23 protein-coding genes and 1 pseudogene are annotated in these 22,098 nt (G+C 74.4%); 9 read left to right on the top strand and 15 right to left on the bottom strand.

Going from position 1 to position 22,098, the window contains the following annotated elements; translation table 11 throughout:
• Positions 1-15: 15 nt before the first annotated feature.
• The 7 genes and pseudogenes from ACFY23_RS15275 to ACFY23_RS15245 form a co-directional block, all read right to left on the bottom strand.
• Positions 16-1,089: an NAD-dependent epimerase/dehydratase family protein gene (locus tag ACFY23_RS15275; RefSeq protein ID WP_350685143.1), complete on the bottom strand. Its 1,074-nt coding sequence runs from the start codon at positions 1,087-1,089 to the stop codon at positions 16-18.
• A 120-nt stretch (positions 1,090-1,209) separates the two neighbouring features.
• Positions 1,210-1,311 (bottom strand): 30S ribosomal protein bS22, encoded by a 102-nt coding sequence (locus ACFY23_RS15270; RefSeq protein ID WP_007465623.1) that lies wholly within the window; start codon positions 1,309-1,311, stop codon positions 1,210-1,212.
• Positions 1,312-1,529: 218 nt separating this feature from the next.
• Positions 1,530-1,739, bottom strand: a complete 210-nt coding sequence (locus ACFY23_RS15265) for a helix-turn-helix domain-containing protein (RefSeq protein WP_007465625.1) — start codon at positions 1,737-1,739, stop codon at positions 1,530-1,532.
• Between the two features lie 331 nt (positions 1,740-2,070).
• Positions 2,071-2,259, bottom strand: a pseudogene (locus ACFY23_RS15260) (ABC transporter ATP-binding protein); the annotation flags it as partial.
• 28 nt (positions 2,260-2,287) lie between these two features.
• Positions 2,288-3,658 (bottom strand): hypothetical protein, encoded by a 1,371-nt coding sequence (locus ACFY23_RS15255; protein WP_350818970.1) that lies wholly within the window; start codon positions 3,656-3,658, stop codon positions 2,288-2,290.
• A gap of 120 nt (positions 3,659-3,778) precedes the next feature.
• Positions 3,779-4,114 carry a YrdB family protein gene (locus tag ACFY23_RS15250; protein ID WP_350684396.1) on the bottom strand — a complete coding sequence of 112 codons (336 nt, stop codon included), beginning with the start codon at positions 4,112-4,114 and terminating at the stop codon, positions 3,779-3,781.
• Between the two features lie 120 nt (positions 4,115-4,234).
• Complete coding sequence (locus tag ACFY23_RS15245; RefSeq protein WP_350684395.1) at positions 4,235-5,155, bottom strand: proline dehydrogenase family protein; 921 nt, start codon at positions 5,153-5,155, stop codon at positions 4,235-4,237.
• Positions 5,156-5,283: 128 nt separating this feature from the next.
• Here ACFY23_RS15245 and ACFY23_RS15240 point away from each other — a divergent pair, with 128 nt between their 5' ends.
• Genes ACFY23_RS15240 through ACFY23_RS15230 form a run of 3 tightly spaced genes read left to right on the top strand, consistent with a single transcriptional unit; the run spans position 5,284 to position 7,313 of the window.
• Positions 5,284-5,553 carry a hypothetical protein gene (locus ACFY23_RS15240; protein WP_350684394.1) on the top strand — a complete coding sequence of 90 codons (270 nt, stop codon included), beginning with the start codon at positions 5,284-5,286 and terminating at the stop codon, positions 5,551-5,553.
• A 1-nt stretch (position 5,554) separates the two neighbouring features.
• A complete protein-coding gene (locus ACFY23_RS15235) occupies positions 5,555-6,721 on the top strand; it encodes a glutathionylspermidine synthase family protein (protein ID WP_350684393.1) in 1,167 nt (388 codons plus the stop codon).
• 19 nt (positions 6,722-6,740) lie between these two features.
• The gene (locus ACFY23_RS15230; protein WP_350684392.1) at positions 6,741-7,313 is read left to right on the top strand and encodes a CGNR zinc finger domain-containing protein; all 573 of its coding nucleotides are present in this window, start codon (positions 6,741-6,743) and stop codon (positions 7,311-7,313) included.
• 74 nt (positions 7,314-7,387) lie between these two features.
• Here the strand turns inward: ACFY23_RS15230 and ACFY23_RS15225 are convergent, their stop codons facing one another.
• Both ACFY23_RS15225 and ACFY23_RS15220 read right to left on the bottom strand, forming a co-directional pair.
• Positions 7,388-8,194 (bottom strand): sugar phosphate isomerase/epimerase, encoded by an 807-nt coding sequence (locus tag ACFY23_RS15225; RefSeq protein WP_350684391.1) that lies wholly within the window; start codon positions 8,192-8,194, stop codon positions 7,388-7,390.
• 61 nt (positions 8,195-8,255) lie between these two features.
• On the bottom strand, positions 8,256-9,200 hold the full coding sequence (locus tag ACFY23_RS15220) for a Ppx/GppA phosphatase family protein (RefSeq protein ID WP_350684390.1): 945 nt from the start codon (positions 9,198-9,200) through the stop codon (positions 8,256-8,258).
• A 74-nt stretch (positions 9,201-9,274) separates the two neighbouring features.
• Here ACFY23_RS15220 and ACFY23_RS15215 point away from each other — a divergent pair, with 74 nt between their 5' ends.
• On the top strand, positions 9,275-10,084 hold the full coding sequence (locus ACFY23_RS15215; protein ID WP_350684389.1) for a hypothetical protein: 810 nt from the start codon (positions 9,275-9,277) through the stop codon (positions 10,082-10,084).
• A 63-nt stretch (positions 10,085-10,147) separates the two neighbouring features.
• Here the strand turns inward: ACFY23_RS15215 and ACFY23_RS15210 are convergent, their stop codons facing one another.
• Positions 10,148-10,831, bottom strand: a complete 684-nt coding sequence (locus ACFY23_RS15210) for a response regulator transcription factor (protein ID WP_350684388.1) — start codon at positions 10,829-10,831, stop codon at positions 10,148-10,150.
• Between the two features lie 23 nt (positions 10,832-10,854).
• A complete protein-coding gene (locus tag ACFY23_RS15205; RefSeq protein ID WP_350684387.1) occupies positions 10,855-12,141 on the bottom strand; it encodes an ATP-binding protein in 1,287 nt (428 codons plus the stop codon).
• Positions 12,142-12,339: 198 nt separating this feature from the next.
• On the opposite strand from ACFY23_RS15205, the gene phoU reads away from it, so the two are divergent.
• On the top strand, positions 12,340-12,993 hold the full coding sequence (gene phoU, locus ACFY23_RS15200; RefSeq protein ID WP_350684386.1) for a phosphate signaling complex protein PhoU: 654 nt from the start codon (positions 12,340-12,342) through the stop codon (positions 12,991-12,993).
• Positions 12,994-13,042: 49 nt separating this feature from the next.
• Here phoU and ACFY23_RS15195 read toward each other — a convergent pair whose 3' ends face one another.
• On the bottom strand, positions 13,043-13,810 hold the full coding sequence (locus tag ACFY23_RS15195; protein ID WP_350684385.1) for a phosphoglyceromutase: 768 nt from the start codon (positions 13,808-13,810) through the stop codon (positions 13,043-13,045).
• Between the two features lie 151 nt (positions 13,811-13,961).
• Here ACFY23_RS15195 and ACFY23_RS15190 point away from each other — a divergent pair, with 151 nt between their 5' ends.
• Together ACFY23_RS15190 and ACFY23_RS15185 are read left to right on the top strand one after the other, a co-directional pair.
• On the top strand, positions 13,962-15,344 hold the full coding sequence (locus tag ACFY23_RS15190; RefSeq protein WP_350684384.1) for an MFS transporter: 1,383 nt from the start codon (positions 13,962-13,964) through the stop codon (positions 15,342-15,344).
• Between the two features lie 135 nt (positions 15,345-15,479).
• Positions 15,480-16,847 (top strand): MFS transporter, encoded by a 1,368-nt coding sequence (locus tag ACFY23_RS15185; RefSeq protein WP_350684383.1) that lies wholly within the window; start codon positions 15,480-15,482, stop codon positions 16,845-16,847.
• Between the two features lie 321 nt (positions 16,848-17,168).
• Here the strand turns inward: ACFY23_RS15185 and ACFY23_RS15180 are convergent, their stop codons facing one another.
• The 3 genes from ACFY23_RS15180 to mshA all read right to left on the bottom strand — a co-directional run bounded on the left by ACFY23_RS15180 (position 17,169) and on the right by mshA (position 20,277).
• On the bottom strand, positions 17,169-18,056 hold the full coding sequence (locus ACFY23_RS15180) for a hypothetical protein (RefSeq protein WP_350684397.1): 888 nt from the start codon (positions 18,054-18,056) through the stop codon (positions 17,169-17,171).
• Positions 18,057-18,246: 190 nt separating this feature from the next.
• Complete coding sequence (locus tag ACFY23_RS15175; protein ID WP_350684382.1) at positions 18,247-18,846, bottom strand: YbjN domain-containing protein; 600 nt, start codon at positions 18,844-18,846, stop codon at positions 18,247-18,249.
• Between the two features lie 75 nt (positions 18,847-18,921).
• Entirely contained in the window at positions 18,922-20,277 is a 1,356-nt protein-coding gene (mshA, locus tag ACFY23_RS15170; protein WP_350684381.1) for a D-inositol-3-phosphate glycosyltransferase, read from the bottom strand.
• 182 nt (positions 20,278-20,459) lie between these two features.
• Here mshA and ACFY23_RS15165 point away from each other — a divergent pair, with 182 nt between their 5' ends.
• Together ACFY23_RS15165 and ACFY23_RS15160 are read left to right on the top strand one after the other, a co-directional pair.
• Entirely contained in the window at positions 20,460-21,224 is a 765-nt protein-coding gene (locus ACFY23_RS15165) for an SDR family NAD(P)-dependent oxidoreductase (RefSeq protein ID WP_350684380.1), read from the top strand.
• A 19-nt stretch (positions 21,225-21,243) separates the two neighbouring features.
• A complete protein-coding gene (locus ACFY23_RS15160; protein WP_350684379.1) occupies positions 21,244-22,041 on the top strand; it encodes a class I SAM-dependent methyltransferase in 798 nt (265 codons plus the stop codon).
• Positions 22,042-22,098: the final 57 nt, after the last annotated feature.

Here is a 22,098-nt window from a genome sequence, read left to right as displayed (position 1 = left end):
GCTCCTCCGGCTCGCTCACCGGCGCTCCCGCACGGCGGCCCGGACCTGCCGGATCCCCTCCAGCACGAGGTGCTCCGCGGCCGCCAACTGGTCCCGGGTCACCACGACGCCGCCGTGGTGGGCGCGGATGAAATCGTCGAACGCGGCGGCGGTGGAGCGGGGCGTGAAGCCGTACTCCCGCTCGAGGCGGGTGGTGTCGACGACCCGGCCGTGCACGAAGAGGTCGACCTGGTCCAGGCCGTAGCGGCCGAAGCCGAGGTTGCGGGCGAACGCGACGGCCCCGGAGAGGCCGGGCTCCAGCACCGGCACGGCGACCCGGCCGGCCCGGCGGATCGCCTGCGAGAGGGAGAGCACCCCGGGACCGGCCACGTTGTAGGTCCCCGGATGGTCCTCGACGATCGACCGGTGCAGCACCTCCAGCGCGTCGTCGAAGTGCAGGAACTGCAGGCGGGGGTCGCGGCCGAACACGGTGGGCACGACCGGCTGGGAGAAGTAGCGGGTGAGGGTGGTGTCGGCGGTCGAGCCGATGAACGGCGCGAAGCGCAGCACCGTCGCGGTGACGTCGGGCCGCCGACGGCGGAAGCCACGGACGTACCCCTCGATGTCGAGGATGTCGCGGCCGAAGCCGCCGCGCGGCACCTCGCGCGGCTCGGTCTCCTCGGTGAAGACGGCCGGGTCGCGGAACGACGCCCCGTACGCGGCCGTCGACGAGCGGACCACGAGCTTGCGCAGCCGGGGCGCCCGCTGGCAGGCGGCGAGGAGCTGCATCGTGCCGATGACGTTCTGCTCCTTCATCGCCGCGCGGCCGCCGTGCTGCTGGTCCGGGGCGGTGACGAGGGCGAGGTGGACCACGGCGTCGACGTCGAGGTCGGCGAGGAGGCCGCCGAGCGAGCCGGCGTCGACGCGGACGCGCTCGACGCGGTCGAGCAGGTCGGTGAACTCGGCGGCCGGCTCCGGCGGGTCCACGCCGATGACCCGCTCGATGCGCGGGTCGGCGGCGAGCCGGGCGGCGACGTGGGCGCCGAGGTAGCGGCTGACCCCGGTCACGACGACGACCCCCGGGGCACCTGGGGTGCCACCGGGGGTCATGTCGCGCACCTTCCCCGGCAGGCGGGATCGAGCCGGGACATCCACGGCCTGATCACCTGAGCCTCCGAGGGTCGACAGTGGGCAAGTGACGACGGGTGCCGGGCAGCGGCCCGGCGCCGGTCACTTGCCGAGACGGCGACGCTGGACGCGGGTCTTGCGCAGCAGCTTGCGGTGCTTCTTCTTAGCCATGCGCTTGCGGCGCTTCTTGACCACCGAGCCCATACGACAGCCTTTCGATGCAACATGCGGGGCGACCGGATGACACCACAACCGGGTGCCGTCAACGACCGCGTGCGGACAGCGGACCGGGCCAGCGGGGAATGCGGCAGGGCGCACCTGCGGTCACGGTCGGGTCCAGGGTAGCCGGAGAGCGTCAGCAGGACCAACGCGCCCCCGTCGATGCCCGTTACGTCGCACTCGACGGGTGGTCCGCGGGCGGCTCAGGCGGTCTCCTGAAAGGCGCCCCGCAGGTATTCGTGCACCGCGTGCTCGGGAACCCGGAACGACCGGCCGACCCGGACCGCGGTGAGCTCACCGCTGTGCACCAGGCGGTAGACCGTCATCTTCGACACCCGCATGACCGTCGCCACCTCGGCGACGGTCAGGAACTTGACCTCCGACAGCCGACCGTCGGACTGCGACCCGGCCATGGCTCACCGACCCATCCCATGCCCGGCGCGTGCCACCGGACGGGATCCTCCCCGCCCGGACCGGCGACGCGCGTGTTACCAGTACGGTAGCGGGGCGGCTGTGACCGGCGCGATCCCTTCGTACAACTGATCATGGTTCGCGGGGCCGGTCCACCCGACCGGCTACGTATTGTCGAACCTGTTGCGCCCGGCGTCCGGTAGGTCCTCGTCGCGCCGCGTGGCGCGACCGCCGGGAGCGGAGCATGGTCAGCGCGCGCGGCCGGTGGCCCGCAGCGGGCCCGGCGCTCCGACACGCCTCGCCACCCTCCCGAGCCGCCCCGTCGCGCGGAAGGCGCCCGGTGGTTCCGGCGGCGCCACCGGAACCACCGGGCGGGTGCCCCGGGCCGCTTCCGGACGCGGACCGGGGCTCCGCGCTGGGAGCGGGCACCAGTGTGTCAGGTCGGCCGGCGCCGCCCGACAGCGGTCGATCATGAACGGCCCGCACCGCCCCTGGGCTGCGCCGTCGTCGGCCACCACGCGTCGTCCGGACGGGGTTCCGCGAGCGCCGCTCAGGCGGCCACGGCCTGGACGTACGCGACGCACTCGTCGTGCAGGGTGCTCCACGGCTCGCCGAAGGTCGCCTCGGCCGCGTCTGCCACCGGGCGGCGCTCGTGCACCACGGCCGCGAAGAAGGCCAGCAGGCGCTCCGGGCCGAACCGGTCGACCAGGTGCCGGACGGCCAGGTAGGAGATGCCGTAGCTGCCGCTGACCCGCTCGGCCGGGGCGTCGTCCGCCGGCCGGAGGCCGTCGAGCCGGCCGTCCCAGCCGCCGTCGGTGAGCCGCCGCACCTCGGTCAGTCCCTCGTACCGGTCGACCGGCTGGCCGTCGGCGCCGGCCTGCTCGGCCAGCCCCTCGACCAGCCACCAGGTGCCCTCGCCCGGGTAGCCCCGCTCGGGCAGCGAGGCGGCGTGGGTCAGCTCGTGCCGGAGCAGGTCGTCGATCCCGCTGGACACCAGCCCGTCGGCGTTGAGCACCACCTCGTGGTGGCCTCCGCCGACGGTTACCGCGTACCCGCCGGTCCACTTCGGCCGGCCCCCGCCGTACCAGCGCTGCCACTCCGCGCGGCCCGCGTAGAACACCCGGTACCGGTCGGGCCGCCGGCCGCCGACGGCGTACGTGTCGGCGACCGTGGCGGCCGCCTCGGCCTGGGCGAGCAGGCCGGGCAGCTTCCGGCGCAGGGCGGGGGTGGTGGCCACCAGGGTGCGCGCGCCGACGGCGACGACCAGCTCGCTGACCTCCCACGGCCGGGCGCCGGTCTCCGCCGACCGGGACGCCTCCACCACGAGCAGCCGGGGCCGGTCCCCCGCCCGCCAGCGGGTGGCGGTCAGCACCCGGCTGGTGCGGCAGTCCGGCACGACGAAGCAGTACCGGAACTCGACCGGCAACCGCCACTCGCCGGGCCGGCCCTCGACCGGGGTGGGCGGGCCGGTCGCCTCGGCCTGCCAGGCGGTCACCCGCAGCGCCCGCAGCGCGGCGTACCGGCGGCGCAGGTCGGCGTGCGCGGCGGGTTCCGCGACGGCCAGGAACCCGGCCCGGTCCCCGGCGAGCAGGGCCGCCGACTGCCGCGCCAGCTCCGCCGTCATCCGCTCGCCGAGCTGGCGGGCGGCCCGCGTGGCGGGGTCGTCGGCCCGGGCGCCGACGGCCCCCGGCAGCGGCCGGGCGTCGTCGCGCGTGAGGCCGGCCAGGAACGCCGTGGGCAGGCCGCAGGTGACCATCACCACGACCGCCGCGAGCGCCGCCCAGAGCGGCCACAGCCGCCGCGCCGCCCGTCCGGGCGGCACCGCGGCGGGGCCGGGCTCGGCCGACGCCGTGGGCACGGTCGACAGGCCCGCGTCGTCCGCCGTCGGCCGGCCGTCCGCCACGGGCTGCCCGTCAGTCACCCGGCGAAGGGTACGACCATTCGGCCGCCCCGGCGACCACCGCCACGGCGCGACGCCGCACCCGGGCGCGTCGCGCCGGGCACCCGTGCCGGCGCGGGCCGGCGGGCCCACCTGGGCGGCTCAGGCGGGGCGACCCGACCGCCGGAGCAGGGCGACGGTGAACGCCCAGACGACGACCAGCACGACGCCGGCCAGCGGCCAGCCGCGCAGGGCGAGCATCGCGCCGCCGGCCACGAACCAGGCGGCCTGGAACGCGTGCTTGCCCGCCGCCGGCAGCGGCACCCGGGCCTTCGGCGAGCCGAAGACGCCCCAGAGCGCGGCCAGCAGCAGCGGCACGGCGACGGCGGCGGCCAGCCGGGCGGGCGTCCCGACGTCCCACGACCAGCCCCACCAGCCGCCGACCGCCAGTACGGCCAGTTCGAGCAGGAAGAGCAGCAGCAGGAGCAGGGCGTACATCGGCGCTCCTCGCAGGGGGCCGGGTTCGGAACGGCCCGTACGGGGACCGCTGGGGGACGGTGGCCGCTCCGGACGGCTACCGCCTCGTCCGGCGCGGCCGGGGCTGGTCGAACGGCTGAGTCACTTCCTGCTGAGCACGGCCCGACCGAAGAAGGCCAGGTTCGACGGGCGCTCGGCGAGGCGGCGCATCAGGTAGCCGTACCACTCGTCGCCGTACGGCACGTAGGTGCGCATGGTGTAGCCCTCGCCGACCAGCCGGGCCTGCTCCTCCGGCCGGATGCCGTACAGCATCTGGAACTCGAACCGCTCGGGGCCGCGGTCGAACCAGCGGGCCCGGTCCTCGCCGATGGCGATCAGGCGCGGGTCGTGGGTGGCCAGCATCGGGTAGCCGTCGCCGGACATCAGGATGTTCAGGCAGCGGACGTACGACTTGTCCACCTCGCGGGAGGACTGGTAGGCGACCGACTCCGGCTCCTTGTACGCGCCCTTGCACAGCCGCACCCGGGACCCGGCGGTGGCCAGCTCGCGGCAGTCCGACTCGGTCCGCCGCAGGTACGCCTGGAGCACCGCCCCGGTCGACGGGAAGTCCTTGCGCAGCTTGGCCAGGATGTCCAGGGTCGAGTCGGTGGTGGTGTGGTCCTCCATGTCCAGGGTGACCGTGGTGCCCACCTCGTCGGCCGCCAGGCAGATCGCCCGCGCGTTGTCGTACGCCAACTGCTCGTCGAACGCCTGCCCCAGCGCGGAGAGCTTGACGCTCACCTCGGCGGCCGGGGTCAGCCCCGCGCCCGAGAGCCGCGCCAGCAGCCGCAGGTACTCGTCCCGGGTGGCGTTGGCCTGTTCGGGGGTGACGGTGTCCTCGCCGAGGTGGTCGAGGGTGACCGCGAGACCGTCGTCGACGAGTTCGCGGGTCGCGCGCAACGCGTCGTCGGTCTTGGCGCCGGCGACGAACCGGCGGACGACGTCCCGGGTGAACGGGGCCGTCGCGACGAACCGCTCGACCTGGGATGACCGGGAGGCGGCGAGGATGACGGAACGGAGCATGGACCGAGCGTAACGCCCGACGACCTGCCCGCGCCGGGCGGCGGCAGAGCCCGCCTCCAGGTCCCAACCGCATCACAGGCTCCACCCGCGGACGGACGGCACTGGTGTCCATCAGTTACAACCATGACGTGGAACATCGCCCCCGCCGCCGACTCCGGTCGGCCTCCGTGCAGCTCGGCGCGCTCACCGCCCTGGCGCTCGCCCTCTCCGCCTGCAACACGACCTCCGACGACGACGATGACGACGACTGCGCCCTCGGGCCTGTCGGCGGCGGCACGGTGGCCGTCGCGCTGCGGGTGCCCGAGGTGACCGCCGGCCGCACCGCGCCGGAACCGGTCACCGCGGCCGTCCCCGACCGGGGCGGCTTCGGCACCCACCTCGCCGCCTGCGGCGGCTGACGTGCGCCGGGAGTCCGTCACCCCCCGTCCCGGCTGGGACGCGACGATCCGCTCGCAGGGCCTGGTGTACGTCGACACGGAGCTGCCCGACGGCGGGATCATGTCGTACTGGGACGAGACCGCCGCGTACGCCTTCGAGCTGGACGAGGTGCTGCGGCTGGAGGAGGCGACGGAGGAGCTGCACCGGATGTCGGTGGCCGCCGCCGAGCACGTCGTCGCGCGCCGCCGCCACGCCGAGTTCGGCATCCCGGACTGGGCGGCCGAGGCCGTGGCCCGGTCGCTGCGGGAGTCGCCGCCCACCCTCTACGGGCGTTTCGACCTCTGGTACGACGGCAGCTGGCCCCCCAAGCTGCTGGAGTACAACGCCGACACCCCCACCGCCCTGGTCGAGGCGAGCATCGTCCAGTGGTACTGGCTGGAGCACACCCGGCCGGAGCTGGACCAGTGGAACAGCCTGCACGAGCGCCTCGTCGGCGCGTGGGCGAAGATCGGTGCCGGCCTGCACGACCGGCGGGTGCACGTGGTCTGGTCGAACGAGGAGGAGACCGGCGAGGACCAGATGACCGCCGGCTACCTCGCCGAGACCGCCCGGCAGGCCGGGCTGGACGTCGTGTTCCAGCCCGTCCAGGAGATCGGCTGGGACGGGCGGCGCTTCGTCGACGCGGCGGACCGTCCGGTCACCACCTGCTTCAAGCTCTACCCCTGGGAGTGGATGCTCGCCGAGCCGTACGGGCCGCTCGCGCTGGAACCGGGCACCCCGACCACCTGGATCGAGCCGGCGTGGAAGCTGCTGCTGTCGAACAAGGCGCTACTCGCCGTGCTCTGGGAGCTGTACCCCGGCCACGAGCTGCTGCTGCCGGCATACCTCGACTCGCCGCGCGGCATGGCCGAGTACGTCGCCAAGCCGCTGCTCGGCCGGGAGGGCGGCTCGGTGCGGATCGTCACCGGCGCCGGGGAGATCACCAATCCGGGGATCTACGGCGACGAGGGCTTCTGCTACCAGGAGTTCCGCGCGCTGCCGGAGTTCGAGGGCAACCGGATGGTGCTGGGCAGCTGGGTCGTCGACGGCGAGTCGGCCGGGGCGGGGGTGCGGGAGAGCGCGAGCCTCATCACCGACGGCTACGCGCGGTTCCTGCCGCACTACATCGACGCGCCACGGGGCTCCTGAGTCGTCTACGGTTGAGGGCGTGAACTTCGACGCGTACGCCCGGACCGGCGTTGACCTCGTCAACGCCCGCCTGGACGACCTCGACGACCTGCGGGCCCTCTTCCCCGACGACAACGCGTGGATGCGTGACGAGGTGGCGGAGCGGGACCTCGCGACCTTCCGGCGGGCGCAGAAGCGCCTGCGCGACGTCTTCGAGTACGGCACCTCCGGGCGGGACGCCCAGGCGGTGGCCGAGCTCAACGCCCTGCTGGAGGCGTTCCCGGTGCAACCCCGCATCTCCGGGCACGACTCCAGCGACTGGCACATGCACGTGACCAGCCGGGGCGCCTCGGTGAGCGCCGAATACCTGGCCGGGGCGGTCTGGGGCCTCTCGGTCTGGCTCTGCGAGTACGGCAGCGCCCGGTTCGGGGTCTGCGCCGACGAGCGCTGCGGCAACGTCTACCTGGACACCTCGTCCAACTGCTGCCGGCGGTTCTGCTCGGAGCGCTGCGCCACCCGGTCGCACGTGGCCGCGCACCGGGCCCGCAAGCGCGCCGCGGTGGGCGAGCAGGCCAACGCCGCCAGCAAGGAATCCCTCACCACGGTCGCCTGACGACCGGCCCGGGCCGTCGACCGGCCCGGGCCGGTCGTGCCGCTCCAGGTGGGGTCTGTCAGGCGGTCGGCGTGTCAGGCGTCGACCGGCGACGGGGTGCCCAGGTGCTGGCGGGCGAACTCCAGCGCCTCGCGCAGGTCGGCCTCCCGCACGGCGCGGCTCTTCGCGCCCCGGGTGGTGACCTCCACGGCGACCGAGCCGGTGAACCCCCGCCCGGCGAGCGAGGAGAGCAGCTCGGCGCAGGGCTGGTTGCCGCGCCCGGGCACCAGGTGCTCGTCGCGCCCCTCGCCGGTGCCGTCGCCGAGGTGCACGTGCGCCAGGTTGGCGCCCATCCGGTCGGCCATCTCCATCGAGTCGGTGTGCGACGCGGCGCAGTGCGACAGGTCGAGCGTGTAGGAGGCGTAGCCCGTCTCGGTGGGGTCCCAGCCCGGGACGTACGGGACGAACTGCCGGCCGGCCATCCGGACCGGGTACATGTTCTCGACCGGGAAGCGCAGGCCCGGGAACTCGCCGGCGATCGCGGCCAGCCCCTCGGCGAAGTTGCGCGCGTAGTCGCGCTGCCAGGTGAACGGCGGGTGGACCACCACGGTCGGCGCGCCCAGGGTCGCGGCCATCTCCGCGGACCGGCGCAGCCGCTCCCACGGGTCGGGGCTCCACACCCGCTGGGTGACCAGCAGGCAGGGCGCGTGGACGGAGAGCACCGGGACGCCGTAGTGCTCGGCGAGCCCGTGCAGCGCGCCGGTGTCCTGGCTGACGGCGTCCGTCCAGACCATCACCTCGACGCCGTCGTAGCCGAGCGCCGCGGCCAGCTGGAACGCCGCCGCGGTCCGCTCAGGGAAGACCGAGGAACTGGACAGGAGGACGGGGACGCGGGAAGTCACACCATCGAGGGTAGCCGGGGTCGATTGACACCTCATGACGAGAACCCGCAAAGCGCCCGTATCACCCGGAACCGAGCTGGTCGAGCCGGCGCAGGATCACGCCCTCCCGCAGCGCCCACGGGCAGATGTCCAGCGCGTCCACGTCCAACCGGCGCATCGCCGCCTCGGCGACCACCGCCCCGGCGAGCAACTGGTGGGCCCGGCCCGCGCTGACCCCCTCCAGCTCGACGAGCTGGGCCGGCGGGATGTGCCGGATGAACCCGAGCACCTGCCGCAACCCGCGGCGGGTGAGCCGGCGCGGGGCCCACAGGCCCGCGCCGGAGGGGGCCGCCCCGGCCAGCCGGGCCAGCGTCCGGAACGTCTTCGAGGTGGCCACCGGCCGCTCCCAGCCCACCGCGGTCATCCGCGCGACGACGGGCTCCAGCAGGCCGTCGGCGTACGCCCGCAGCTCGTCGACCGCCTCGGCCGGCGGCGGCGTCGCGCTGTCCGGCGCCACCCGGAGCCGGTCCCGGGTCAGCCGGCCGGCGCCGAGCGGCAGCGACACCGCCACGTCCGGGTCCTCGTCGATGCCGGCCGCGATCTCCAGCGAGCCGCCGCCGATGTCCAGCACCAGCAGCCGCCCCGCCGACCAGCCGAACCAGCGCCGCACCGCGAGGAAGGTCAGCCGCGCCTCGTCCGCGCCCGGGAGCACCTCCAGGCGTACGCCGGTCTCCTCGCGGACCCGGGTGAGCACCTCGGGGGCGTTGGTGGCGTCCCGCACGGCGGAGGTGGCGAACGCGATCAGGTCGTCGGCGTCCAGCCCGGCGGCGGACGCCTTCGCCATGCTGACCGCCTTGACCAAGCCGTCCGCGCCCGCCTCGGTGAGCGCGCCGTCCGGGCCGATCTGCTCGGCCAGCCGCAGCACCACCTTCTCGGAGTGCGCCGGCCAGGGGTGCGCCCCGTGGTGGGCGTCGACCACCAGCAGGTGCACCGTGTTGGAACCGACGTCGAGGACACCCAGTCGCATGCTGACGACACTAGGGGCATCCGGTTTGCACGGCTCGGCGGCCCGGGCGGGACTCCGCGCGTACGCTGGGCCGGGTGACAGGGCAGATCGAACTCCGTGTGCTGGTGGACGACCCGGACGACCCCCGCAGCCGCGAGGTGCCGCTGGACTTCCCGCGGGAGTGGATCGAGTTCGCCGACCCGGCGGACGAGAACCACCTGGTCCGGGCCGACCTGACCTGGCTGCTCTCCCGCTGGACGTGCATCTTCGGCCGGGGCTGCCACGGCATCGTCGCCGGCCGGGCCGCCGACGGCTGCTGCTCGCACGGCGCGTTCTTCACCGACTCCGACGACGAGCAGCGGGTCCGGGCCGCGGTGAAGCGGCTGAGCCCGGCGACGTGGCAGCACTTCCGTCGAGGGTTCAAGAACTGGACCGAGAACGACACGATCGACGGCAAGAACCCGGCCCGCCGCACCGCCACCCAGGCGGAGGACGGGCCGTGCGTCTTCCTCAACGACGCCGAGTTCCCGGGCGGCGCCGGCTGCGCGCTGCACGCCCAGGCGCTGCGCGACGGGGTGCACCCGCTGGAATACAAGCCGGACGTCTGCTGGCAGTTGCCGATCCGCCGCGACCAGGAGTGGGTCAAGCGGCCGGACAACACCAAGGTGCTCGTCTCCACGCTCGCCGAGTTCGACCGGCGGGGGTGGGGCGCCGGCGGGCACGACCTGGACTGGTGGTGCACCTCGTCGACCGACGCGCACGTCGGCGCCGAACCGATGTACGTCTCCTACGGCCCGGAGCTGACCGCGCTGATCGGCGCGCCCGCGTACGCGAAGCTGGCCGAGCTGTGCGGGGCGCGCCACCGGCAGGGCATGGTCGCCCCGCACCCGGCCGACGGCGCCTGACGGCGCCCGCGACACGCCAAAGGGGCCCGCGCGCCGGCGCGGGCCCCTCTACGCGTACGCCGATCAGGGCTCGAACTTGTAGCCCAGACCCCGCACGGTGACGATGAAGCGCGGCGCGGACGGCTCCGGCTCGATCTTGGAACGCAGCCGCTTGACGTGCACGTCGAGGGTCTTGGTGTCGCCGACGTAGTCGGCCCCCCAGACCCGGTCGATGAGCTGCCCCCGGGTCAGCACCCGGCCGGCGTTGCGCAGCAGCAGCTCCAGCAGCTCGAACTCCTTCAGCGGAAGCTGCACCGGAGCGCCGTCGACGGTCACCACGTGCCGCTCGATGTCCATCCGGACGGGGCCGGCGGCCAGCGTCGGCGCGCCCGACTCGGCGACCTCGGTGCTCTGCCGGCGCAGCACCGCCCGGATCCGGGCGACCAGCTCCCGCGGCGAGTACGGCTTCGTCACGTAGTCGTCGGCCCCGATCTCCAGGCCGACCACCTTGTCGATCTCGCTGTCCCGCGCGGTGACCATGATGATCGGCACGTGCGAGCGCTGGCGGAGCTGCCGGCACACCTCGGTGCCGGACATCTCGGGCAGCATCAGGTCGAGCAGCACGATGTCGGCGCCGGTCCGGTCGAACTCGGTGAGGGCGGAGGGACCCGTCGCGGCGACGGACACCTCGAAGCCCTCCTTGCGGAGCATGTACGACAGGGCGTCGGAGAACGACTCCTCGTCCTCGACCACCAGAACGCGGCTCAACGGGGATTTCCTTTCCATTGCTGTCAGACCTGCCGGAGCTCGGCCGGACCGGCCTCGATCCCAGCGGACGGCAGTGTCGCCAGGATCTCGTCGGGGGGACGGGCGGGCAGCCGCAGGGTGAACGTCGACCCACCACCAAGAGTGCTCGACACCTCGACCCGCCCGCCATGGTTGCCGGCGATGTGCTTGACGATGGCCAGCCCCAGCCCGGTGCCGCCGGTCGACCGGGACCGGGCCTGGTCGGCCCGGTAGAACCGCTCGAAGATCCGGTCGACGTCGGTCGGGGCGATGCCGATGCCCTGGTCGGCGACGGCGATCTCCACGTGTTCGTCGTCGGCGCGGGCGGTGATCCGGACGGTCGTGTCCTCGCCCGAGTAGTTGATGGCGTTCTCGACCAGGTTCGACACCGCCGTGGCGAGCTGGGTGTCGCTGCCGTGGACCGTGAGCCCCCGTTCCCCCTCGACGACCACGTCGATGCGGCGGGCGGCGGCGGAGGTGCGGGTCCGGTCGATCACCTCGGCGACCACCCAGTCGACGGCGACCGGCTCCGGTGGCGGCTGCGCCTCGGCGCCCTGGAGCCGGGTCAGCTCCAGCAACTCCTGCACCAGGCGGCCCAGCCGGGTCGACTCGTGCTGGATCCGCTCGGCGAAGCGCCGGGCGGCGACCAGGTCCTCGGAGAGGTCGGGCGCGCCGGCGCCGGCCGGCTCGGTGGCGTCCAGCAGCGCCTCGGCGAGGAGTTGCAGGGCGCCGATCGGGGTCTTCAGCTCGTGGCTGACGTTGGCCACGAAGTCCCGGCGCACCCGGGCCAGCCGGTGCGACTCGGTGACGTCCGCCGCCTCCACCGCGATGTAGCCCGCGCCGAGCCCCATCGCCCGCAGGTGCACCCCGAGCGGGTTCACCCCGGTGTTGTCGCGGCCCCGCGGCAGGTCCAGCTCGATCTCGCGCCGCACGCCGGTGCGCCGGACCTGCCCGGCGAGCGTACGGATCAGGGGGTGGGCGGCGATCGAGCCGGGGGTCGGGCCGGTGCGGAGCAGCCCCATCGCGCGGGCGGCGGGGTTGACCAGGACGGGCAGGTCGTCGGGGTCGAGCACCACCACGCCGGCGCGGAGCGAGTCGATGGTCCGGCGGCCGAGCCCGGACTGCGGATCCTCGGCTATCGGGAGCCTCCCACGCGTGAAGGGGAAGCCCGGCCGGCTCCCCGTCGAGGTGGAGCGCCCGCCCAGCCCCGGCACGAACCGGGGCAGCAGCACCCCGGCGACCAGTCCGGCCACCAGCCCCACGGCCAACGCGACCGTCACCGCCCACTCCACCCGGCGATCGTAGGGCGATTGTTAACCTGGCAACCACTACAAATGGGGCGAATCACGCTCACTTCCGGGAAAGTTCACTCCCGCGCCCGGCGTCGTTCACCGTGGTTCATCTGCGGTCCGCCCGTCCGACCTACCGTGGGCGGCGCACCTGCTCCCTCGCCGCCCTCCGGCGGCGACCACCGACCACAGGACGTGACAATGCGCGACGAGTTCCGGGCTGACCTGCAGATCGTCAGCCAACTGCTGGTGGACATGGCGGAGGGGGTCCGGGCCGCGATGCGGCAGGCCACCAGCGCCCTGCTCACCGCGGACCGCCGGGCGGCCGAGACGGTGATCGAGCGGGACGCCGAGATCGACGACCTCTACCGGCACGTCGAGGAGCGGGTCTGCGACCTGCTCGCCCGGCAGGCGCCGGTCGCCTCCGACCTGCGCGCGATGATCACCGCGCTGCACGTCGCGGCCGACCTGGAGCGGATGGGCGACCTGGCCGACCACGTCGCCAAGACGGCCCTGCGCCGCCACCCGTCGCCGGCCGTACCGGCCGAGCTGCGGCCGATCTTCACCGACATGGCCGCCACCGCCGACCGGATGGCCGTCAAGATCGGTTCGGTGCTCGCCAAGCCCGACGCCGACCTCGCCGCCGAACTGGACCGCGACGACGACGCCATGGACGACCTGCACCGGAGCCTGTTCGGGGTGCTGCTCGGCGAGGACTGGCCGTACGGCGTGGAGACCGCCATCGACGCCACCCTGCTCGGCCGCTTCTACGAGCGCTTCGCCGACCACGCCGTCAACGCCGGCGAACACGTGGTCTACCTGATCACCGGCCAGACCCCACCCCCCTCGGCCTGAGCCGGACACGACGAAGGCCCCGGGACTCCCGGGGCCTTCGTCGTGTCGGTCAGCGGCCCTGGTTGGCGACGGCGGCGGCGGCCGCCTTGGCGGCGGTCGGGTCGAGGTAGGTGCCGCCCAGCGTCAGCGGGCGCAGGTGCGGGTCGAGGTCGTAACGCAGCGGGATCCCGGTCGGGATGTTGAGCTTGGCGATCGCCTCGTCGGAGATCTGGTCCAGGTGCTTGACCAGGGCGCGCAGCGAGTTGCCGTGCGCGGCCACCAGCACCGTCCGACCGGCCAGGATGTCCGGCACGATCGAGTCGTACCAGTAGGGCAGCATCCGCTCGACGACGTCCTTGAGGCATTCGGTGCGCGGCATCAGCTCGCTGGGCAGCAGCGCGTACCGCGGGTCGCCCGCCTGCGAGAACTCGTCGTCGTCCGCGACCGGCGGCGGCGGGGTGTCGTACGAGCGGCGCCAGAGCATGAACTGCTCCTCGCCGTACTCCTCCAGGGTCTGCTTCTTGTTCTTGCCCTGCAGCGCGCCGTAGTGCCGCTCGTTGAGCCGCCACGACCGGCGCACGGCGATCCAGTGCCGGTCGGCCGCGCTGAGCGCCAGCTCGGCGGTGCGGATCGCGCGGCGCAGCACGCTGGTGTGCACCACGTCCGGCAGCAGGCTGTGCTCGCGCAGCAGCTCGCCGCCGCGGCGCGCCTCGTTCTCGCCCTTCTCGGTCAGGTCGACGTCGACCCAGCCGGTGAAGAGGTTCTTGGCGTTCCAGTCGCTCTCGCCGTGCCGCAGCAGGACCAGCGTCCCGACGGTGGGCCCCTCGCTCGCAGTCATGCGGATCATCCTGCCCCACCCGGCGCGGGGACACGCGGGCAGTGGTGGTGACGACCACCACGTGGAAAAGGCGATGACCGGAAAACTGGCCCGGCACTAGGTTGTAAGGCGCAACAATCAGGACGGTCATTACGCGAGCGGGGGCGCCGACGTGCGGACGATGCGGGGTTGGTTCCGGGACACGACCGGTGGCCTGCCGGTCACCTTCTGGTATCTCTGGGCCGGCACGCTGATCAACCGGCTCGGCTCGTTCGTCCTGGTCTTCCTCGCCATCTACCTGACCCAGGAACGCGGCTTCTCCGCGTCGCAGGCGGGCCTCGTGATCGGCCTCTGGGGCGTCGGCGGCGCGGTCGGCACCACCGTCGGCGGCACGCTGACCGACCGCTGGGGCCGCCGGCCGACCCTGCTCACGGCGCACCTCGGCGCGGCCACCATGATGCTCGGCCTCGGTTTCGCCCGGGAACTCTGGGCGGTGGCGCTCGGCGCGCTGCTGCTCGGCATGTTCGCCGAGGCGGCCCGCCCCGCGTTCGGGGCGATGATGATCGACGTGGTGCCGGAGAAGGACCGGCTGCGCGCCTTCTCGCTGAACTACTGGGCGATCAACCTCGGCTTCGCCTGCGCGGCGGTCCTCGCCGGCCTCGCCGCCGAGGCCGGCTACCTGCTGCTCTTCGTGGTCGACGCGACCACCACCGTGATCACCGCGCTGATCATCTTCGCCAGGGTCGGGGAAACCCGGCGGGCCCCCACCGTCGCCGCCCGCCACAAGGGCCCCGGGGCGCCGGCCGGGGCGCTGCGCACCATCCTGACCGACCGCGTCTACCTGGGCTTCGTGGCGCTCAACCTGTTCGGCGCGCTGGTCTTCCTCCAGCACATCTCGATGCTGCCGATCGCGATGGGCGAGGACGGCCTGAGCCCCGCCACGTACGGCTCGGTGATCGCGCTCAACGGAGTGCTGATCGTGGTCGGCCAACTCTTCGTACCCCGGCTGATCAAGGGCCGGAGCCGGTCGCACGTGCTCGCCCTCGCCGCGGTGGTGATGGGCGTCGGGTTCGGCCTCACCGCGTTCGCCGAGGCGGCCTGGTTCTACGGCCTGACCGTGCTCATCTGGACCGTCGGCGAGATGCTCAACTCGCCGTCCAACGCCACCCTGATCGCCGAGCTCTCCCCCGCCGAGCTGCGTGGTCGCTACCAGGGCGTCTTCTCGCTCTCCTGGCAGGTGGCCGGCGCCGTCGCGCCGGTCCTCGGCGGCCTGGTCCGCGAGCAGGCCGGCAACAGCGAACTCTGGCTCGGCTGCGCCGTGATCGGCGGGCTGATGGCGATCGCCCACCTGGTCTCCGGCCCGGCCCGGGAGCGGCGGGCCGTCGCCCTGCGCGGGGCCACCGAGACCGTCGTGCCGGTGGTGGCGGTCCGACCGCCCGCGCCGGAGGCGGCCGAGGCGGCGGCCACCGCGCCCGCCGAGCCGCTGACGCCCGGCGCGGACGCCGGCCCGCCGGCCGACCCGCGGCGGACGGTCGAGTCGACCGGCGTGCGGTGAGCCGAGCGGGCGCCCGGTCGGCCGCGCCGGCCCGACGAACCGGCGCTCGGTGATCAGCGACACGCTGGCGCGCCCGCCCCGTGCTTCCTACGGTCGAACCTGAATCGTTAACAAACACAACTGTTCGAGGGGCGGGTGCGGGCCGTGCGCCGCTGGCTGGACGACACGGCGGGCGGCCTCCCCGCCACCTTCTGGTACCTCTGGACCGGCCTGCTGATCAACCGGGCCGGCGCCTTCGCGATGCTCTTCCTCTCGCTCTACCTGACCGACGCGCGCGGCGCGAGCGAGGCGCTGACAGGCACGGTGGTCGGGGCGTACGGGCTGGGCGGGGCGGGCGGCGTGCTGCTCGGCGGGGTGCTGGCCGACCGGTGGGGACGCCGGGCCACGCTCCTCGCCGCCCACCTGGCCACCGCCGGGCTCATGGTCGCGCTGGCCTTCAGCCGGCACCTGGCGCTGATCGCCGTACTCGCCGCCCTGGTCGGGGTGGCGCACTCGATGCCCAGCCCCGCCTTCGTCGCGGCGATCGTCGACGTGGTGCCCGAGCCGCGTCGCTCCCGCGCGTTCAACCTCCAGTTCTGGGCGTTCAACCTGGGCATGGCGGTGGCCTCGCTGCTGGCCGGCCTGCTCGCCGAGGCCAGCTTCCTCGCGCTCTTCCTGGTCGACGCCGCCGCAACCCTGGCCGCCGCCGTGGTGATCGCCTGGAAGGTCCCAGAGACGCTCTCCCGCGTGCGCGCCGGCCGGACGCCGGGCGCTGCTCCGACGGCGGGGCGCGGGGAGCCAACGGCGGAACACGGGGCATCGGCGGCGGGGCACGGGAGACCGGCGGCGGGGCGACGGGGACGACCCCGCCCGCCCGGGCTGCACACGGCCCTCACCGACCGCACCTTCCTCACCTTCGTGGGCCTGACCTTCGTGCTGGCCGTACTGACCCTGCAGACCTCGACGATCATGCCGCTGGCGATGCGGGCGGACGGGCTGCGGCCGTCGGCGTACGGCGCGGTGGTCGCGCTCGGCGGGGTGCTGATCGTGGTGGGGCAGCTCTTCGTGCCGAGGCTGATCGAGCGGCACCGCAAGCACCACGTCCTGGCGGTGTCGACGGCGCTGCTGGCGGCCGGCTTCGCCGCCCTCGCCGTGGCCGACGACCTGGCGGTCTATCTGGCCGCGGCGGTGGTCTGGACCGTGGGTCAGATGCTCGCCGCCCCGCCGAACGCCCAGATCAACGCCGACCTCGCCCCGCCCGGCCTGCGCGCCCGCTACCAGTCGGTGTTCTACCTGGCGTTTCCGGCGGCGTCGTTCGTGGCGCCCACGCTGGGCGGGGTGAGCCTGCAGTACCTCGGGGACGGGCACTGGCTCGTCGTCGGCGGGCTGGGGCTGCTGGCGGCCGGCTGCCACCTGCTGACCGGCCCGGCCCGCGACCGCCGGGTGGCCGCCCTCCGCACCGCCCGGGTGGAGAAGCAGAACGCCCGTCACGACGCGGTCGTGACGGGCGCTCGCACGGTATGACCGGCGGCGGCGGGCGATACCCACCCCCGTAGGCGTCGCCCGCTCGCGCCGCCGGTCCGAACGGGTGGCCACCGTCCCCCAACGGTGTTGTTCCACCCGTCTCCTGCGCCTCGCTCGGTGCACGGATCTGATCGATCCGCCGCTCCCCCGAACGTTTCCAAGCGTGGCGCGGTGCAATAAAGTTAGTTCGCCCGGATTACCGATTACAAGCTGGATCGGCTGTCTCGCCGGTCACAGCACCGGTGTCCAACCCGGCTGTCGCTGCGTCGGTCCTCCGTCGTGGCCAACAGCGGGTACCCGTCGACCATTCCCCCAAACACGTCAGGCGTCCTCACGATCGGGGGATTCCGTACGGAAGAAGTTGCTGGGCCGGCCGTCGCGGAGCTGCTCCTGATAGATCAGGTTCAGCCTGCGCTCGTCGAAGGTGTGGAACCACTCGTCCCAGGTGATCTCGCGCACGCGGCTGCTCTCCCGGAAGCCCGGGATGTTGAAGGTGAGCACGCCGGCCCGGCCCTCCCGTTCGGTGCCCCCGATCGTCGCCGGCTTCGCGCCGCGCTCCTGCGCCCAGCGCCGGATCACGTCGTGGTTCGCGGTGACCAGGCTACGGCCGGGGCGCTCGGGCCGGTCGGCGATCGAGGTGATCACCTGCGAGGTACGCACCGACCGGGCGGTGGCGCGGCCGGTCCGGACGGGGGTGGCCTTCGTCGCCGTACCGCCGCCCGCCGCGCCGGCACGCGACGGCGCCGGCGCGGTCCTCTTCGCCGCCGTGGTCTTCTTCGCCGCCGTGGTCTTCCGGGCCGGCGCGGCCTTCTTCGCGGGAGCGGCCTTCTTCGCCGCCGCCGCCTTCCTCGCGGGGGCCGCCTTCCTCGCGGGGGCCGCCTTCTTCGCGGGGGCCGCCTTCGCGGCGGCCTTCCGGGCCGGGGCCTTCTTCGCCGGCGCGGTCTTGTTCGCGGCCTTCGCCCGGCTCGGGGCGGCCTTGCCGGGGGCCCGTCCGGCGGCCGCCTTCTTCGTGGCGGCGGCCCGGCCGGCCGCTGCCTTCGTCCCCGTCGCGCGGCCGGCGGGCCCGGTGCTGCGGCGGGCGGCGCCCCCGGCGGGGCGCTCCGCACGCAGGGTCCGCACCAGCGTCTTCACCAGTTCCGGCTTGCGCAACGCGGAGATCCCGGAGACCCCGCGCCGGCGCAACTGCCCCCGGATCTCGTCCACCTTCATCCGCGAGATCTCGGACTCCGAGATCCCCGGCGTGTTCGGGGTCTGGTTGCCCGCCTGCCGTTTCGTCCTGGTCGCAGTCCCGCCGCGACCTGAGCTGTTCCGCTGAGCCATGGGACGCTCACGCTCCTCGACAGTTGGTCCTCGGCGCGCGGCGGGTCCCAGTGCCGCACCGCGCGGTGCGGCATACCCGTCAGGACCGGTCCGAACCTCCCGCCGGGGCACCGGTGCCGGGAGCGCCGCCCCCGGCGCTGGCGAACCCTGCGGGGCCCGGGCCGGCGGCGTCGGGGCCGGCGGCCGGGGACGGCTCGAAGAGGTGCGCGAACGCCGCGAGGTTCGCGGTGGATTCGCCCCGCTTGACCCGCCACTCCCACTCCCGGCGGATCGAGCTGCCGAAGCCGATCTCCAGCATCGTGTCGAAGGACTCGTCGGAGTACGTCAGCACCGCGCCGAGCAGCCGGTCCAGCTCGTCGGCGTCGATCCCCGCCGGGTTGACCCGACCGGTCAGGTAGACGTCGCCGACCGCGTCGACGGAGAACGACACGCCGTACATCCGGGCGTTGCGTTGCAACAGCCAGGCCCACAGCTCCTCGCGCCGCTCGTCCGGCTGGCGCATCACGAACGCCTCGATCCGCAGCGCGTGCTCACCGACGATCAGGTTGCAGACCGTCTTCAGCTTGTGGGTGCCCGGCAGCGTGACCGCGTACGAGCCCGGGCCGGTCGACTCCCAGGCCAGCTCCCGCTCGTCGCAGACCGCCTCGATCAGGGCCGCGAGATCGTCCTTCGCGTTCATCGGACCCACTCTACGGCCGCCGCCGCCCGGTCACCGGATGGCGGCGGGCGGCGCCGCCGGTGGTCGTCCGGTCCGTCACCAGGAGCAGGACATCGCCGGACCGCCGGCCATCTCGGAGGCGAGCCGGGCCCGGTGCTCGGCGATGGCCTCGCCGTAGACGGCGAGCAGCCCCGAGGCCGTCCGGTGCCAGGAGAACGCGCGGGCGTGCCGGGCCGCGCCCCGGGACAGCTCGGCCCGGCGGTGCCGGTCCGGCAGCAGCCGGGCGAGCGTACGGGCCCAGTCGACCGGGTCGTGGCCGTCCACGAGCAGGCCGCTGACCTCGTCCCGGACCGCGGTCACCAGCCCGCCGACGGCGGCGGCCACCACCGGCGTGCCGCAGGCCTGGGCCTCCAGCGCCACCAGCCCGAAGGACTCGTTGTGCGACGGCACCGCCACCAGGTCGGCCGCCCGGTACAGGGCGGGCAGGTCGTCGCCGGTCTGCGGCGGCAGGAACCGCACCCGGTCGGCGACGCCGAGCGAGGCGGCCAGCTCGATCAGGGCGGTCGGCCGGTCGAGGCCGCTGCCGCTGGGGCCGCCGCAGATCACCACGGTCACCTCGTCGGCGAGCGCCGGGTCGCGCTCGCGCAGGGCGGCCACGGCGCGGACGAGCACGTCCGGGGCCTTCAGCGGCTGGATACGGCCGACGAAGGCCACCACGTAGCCGGTGGCGGGCAGCCCGAGCCGGCGGCGGGCGGCGAGCTTGCGCCCCTCCGGGGCGGGGCGGAACCGGTCCAGGTCCACGCCGGGCTCGACGATCGCCACCTGGGTCGGGTCCGCGTCGTACCGGTCGATCAGGTCCCGGGCCTCGACCGCGGTGTTCGCGACGAGCCGGTCGGCCTCGGCGACCACCTGCTCCTCGCCGATGACGCGGGCCTTGGGTTCCGGCCGGTCCCCGGCGGCGAGCTGGGCGTTCTTGACCTTCGCCAGGGTGTGCGCCGTGTGCACCAACGGCACGCCCCAGCGCTCCTTGGCCAGCCAGCCGACCTGGCCGGAGAGCCAGTAGTGGGAGTGGATCAGGTCGTAGTGGCCCGGTGGGCGGGACGCCTCGGCGCGCAGCACCCCGGCGGTGAAGGCGCAGAGCTGACCCGGCAGCTCCTCCTTCGTGAGCCCTTCGAGCGGGCCGGCGGTGACGTGCCGGACGTGCACGCCGGGGGCCGTCTCGACGACCGGGGGCAGGTCGCCGGAGGTCGCCCGGGTGAAGATCTCCACCTCGACGTTCGCCTCGGCGAGCCGCCGCGCGACCTCCAGGATGTAGACGTTCATGCCGCCCGCGTCGCCGGTGCCCGGCTGGTGCAGGGGCGAGGTGTGCACCGAGAGCGTGGCGATCCGCCGGGGGCGGGGCCACGGACGCGCACCGCGCTGACGACCCACACCGGTGTGCACTTCCGCCACGTCCGCTCCCTCTGTCACGGTTTATGCCGTCCCGCACGCCCGGCGCTTTTCGGACAACGTCCTCGCCGGATGTCATCTTCCCGATCCCGCCCCGGTGATGCGCGGGGGCGACCCCCGGGCGTGACGGACCTCATCACCGCGCCGAGGGCGCCCGGCGCGGCCGGCCGGGTGAGAATGGCCGGATGACCTCTGTCGCCGTCGTCACCGGAGCGTCCAGCGGGATCGGCGCGGCCACCGCCCGCCGGCTCGCCGCCGAGGGTTTCCACGTGCTCGCCGCCGCGCGGCGTACCGACCGGTTGGCCGCCCTGATCGGGGAGATCGAGGCGGCGGGGGGCGCGGCCACGGCGGTCGCCTGCGACGTCACCTCCGACGAGTCGGTGGCCGGGCTCGCCGAGGCCGCGGCCGCCGCGCCGGGGCCGGTCACCCTGCTGGTCAACAACGCCGGCGGCGCGCGCGGCCTGGACCCGGTCGAGTCCGGGTCGGTCGGCGACTGGCAGTGGATGTACGACGTCAACGTGCTCGGCACGCTGCGCGTCACCCAGGCCCTGCTGCCCGCGCTGGAGTCGTCCGGTGCCGGCACCATCGTGATCGTCTCCTCGACCGCCGGCTTCACCGTGTACGAGGGCGGTGGCGGCTACACCGCCGCCAAGCACGCGCAGACGGCCGTCGCCGGCACGCTGCGCCTGGAGCTGTGCGGCCGCCCCGTCCGGGTGGTGGAGATCGACCCCGGCATGGTGAAGACCGACGAGTTCGGGCTGGTGCGCTTCGGCGGGGACGCCGAGAAGGCGGCGGCGGTCTACGCCGGGGTCGCCGAGCCGTTGGTGGCCGAGGACGTCGCCGACTGCGTCGCCTGGTGCGCGACCCGTCCGCAGCACGTCAACGTCGACCGTCTCGTGGTGCGTCCGCTGGCGCAGGCCGCCCAGCACAAGGTGCACCGGGTCGGCTGAGCCGGCCCGGCGGTCGACGATGGCGGGAACGGCGCGGCACCGGCCGCTCGGCGTGGTGACCCGGGGGACGACCAACCCCAACCGGCTCCGCCGGGTGGACAACTGGATCGTCGAGACGTGCGGGGAGGCACTGCGCGACGCCGCCGATCCGCTGGTGGTGGACCTCGGCTACGGCGCCACCCCGGTGACCGCCGTCGAGCTGCGCGCCCGGCTCGCCGCCGGGGTCCGCGCCGACGTGCGGGTGGTCGGGCTGGAGATCGATCCCGTACGCGTGGCCGCCGCCCAGCCCGCCGCCGACCCGCCCCGACTGACGTTCGCCCGGGGCGGGTTCGAGCTGGCCGGGCTGCGCCCCGCCCTGGTCCGCGCGTTCAACGTCCTGCGCCAGTACGACGAGCGCGAGGTCGCCGACGCCTGGCGGACGACGACCGCCGCCCTGGCCCCGGGCGGGCTGCTGGTGGAGGGCACCTGCGACGAGCTGGGCCGGCTCGGCGGCTGGGTGCTGCTCGACGCGGACGGCCCCCGGACGCTCACCCTGGCGGCGAAGCTCACCACCCTGGACACCCCGGCGGAGCTGGCCGAACGGCTGCCCAAGGCGCTGATCCACCGCAACGTCCCCGGCGAGCGGATCCACGACCTTATCGGGGCGCTCGACGACGCCTGGCACGCCGCCGCCGGCTACGCCCCGTTCGGCCCCCGCCAGCGTTGGCTCCGCGCGGTGTCCGCCGTACGCGCGTCGGGCTGGCCCGTCCTCGACGGGCCCCGCCGCTGGCGCCACGGCGAACTCACCCTCCCCTGGCCCGCCGTCTCCCCCACCTGACCTCCCGCCCCGCGCCGGGCCGGGCCGGGCCGGGCGGGGCGGGAGTAGAGCCGTGGT

This window comes from Micromonospora sp. NPDC000121 (assembly GCF_042899165.1).
Taxonomy (GTDB): domain Bacteria; phylum Actinomycetota; class Actinomycetes; order Mycobacteriales; family Micromonosporaceae; genus Micromonospora.
This window is presented reverse-complemented; position numbering and strand designations above follow the sequence as displayed.

Excerpts from the sequence above, each read along its gene's own strand:
- ACFY23_RS15275 (WP_350685143.1), bottom strand. The coding sequence starts at position 1,089 with ATGACCCCCGGTGGCACCCCAGGTGCCCCGGGGGTCGTCGTCGTGACC.
- ACFY23_RS15270 (WP_007465623.1), bottom strand. The coding sequence starts at position 1,311 with ATGGGCTCGGTGGTCAAGAAGCGCCGCAAGCGCATGGCTAAGAAGAAG.
- ACFY23_RS15265 (WP_007465625.1), bottom strand. The coding sequence starts at position 1,739 with ATGGCCGGGTCGCAGTCCGACGGTCGGCTGTCGGAGGTCAAGTTCCTG.
- ACFY23_RS15250 (WP_350684396.1), bottom strand. The coding sequence starts at position 4,114 with ATGTACGCCCTGCTCCTGCTGCTGCTCTTCCTGCTCGAACTGGCCGTA.
- ACFY23_RS15245 (WP_350684395.1), bottom strand. The coding sequence starts at position 5,155 with ATGCTCCGTTCCGTCATCCTCGCCGCCTCCCGGTCATCCCAGGTCGAG.
- ACFY23_RS15220 (WP_350684390.1), bottom strand. The coding sequence starts at position 9,200 with ATGCGACTGGGTGTCCTCGACGTCGGTTCCAACACGGTGCACCTGCTG.
- phoU (WP_350684386.1), top strand. The coding sequence starts at position 12,340 with ATGCGCGACGAGTTCCGGGCTGACCTGCAGATCGTCAGCCAACTGCTG.
- ACFY23_RS15195 (WP_350684385.1), bottom strand. The coding sequence starts at position 13,810 with ATGACTGCGAGCGAGGGGCCCACCGTCGGGACGCTGGTCCTGCTGCGG.
- ACFY23_RS15180 (WP_350684397.1), bottom strand. The coding sequence starts at position 18,056 with ATGAAGGTGGACGAGATCCGGGGGCAGTTGCGCCGGCGCGGGGTCTCC.
- ACFY23_RS15175 (WP_350684382.1), bottom strand. The coding sequence starts at position 18,846 with ATGAACGCGAAGGACGATCTCGCGGCCCTGATCGAGGCGGTCTGCGAC.
- ACFY23_RS15165 (WP_350684380.1), top strand. The coding sequence starts at position 20,460 with ATGACCTCTGTCGCCGTCGTCACCGGAGCGTCCAGCGGGATCGGCGCG.
- ACFY23_RS15160 (WP_350684379.1), top strand. The coding sequence starts at position 21,244 with ATGGCGGGAACGGCGCGGCACCGGCCGCTCGGCGTGGTGACCCGGGGG.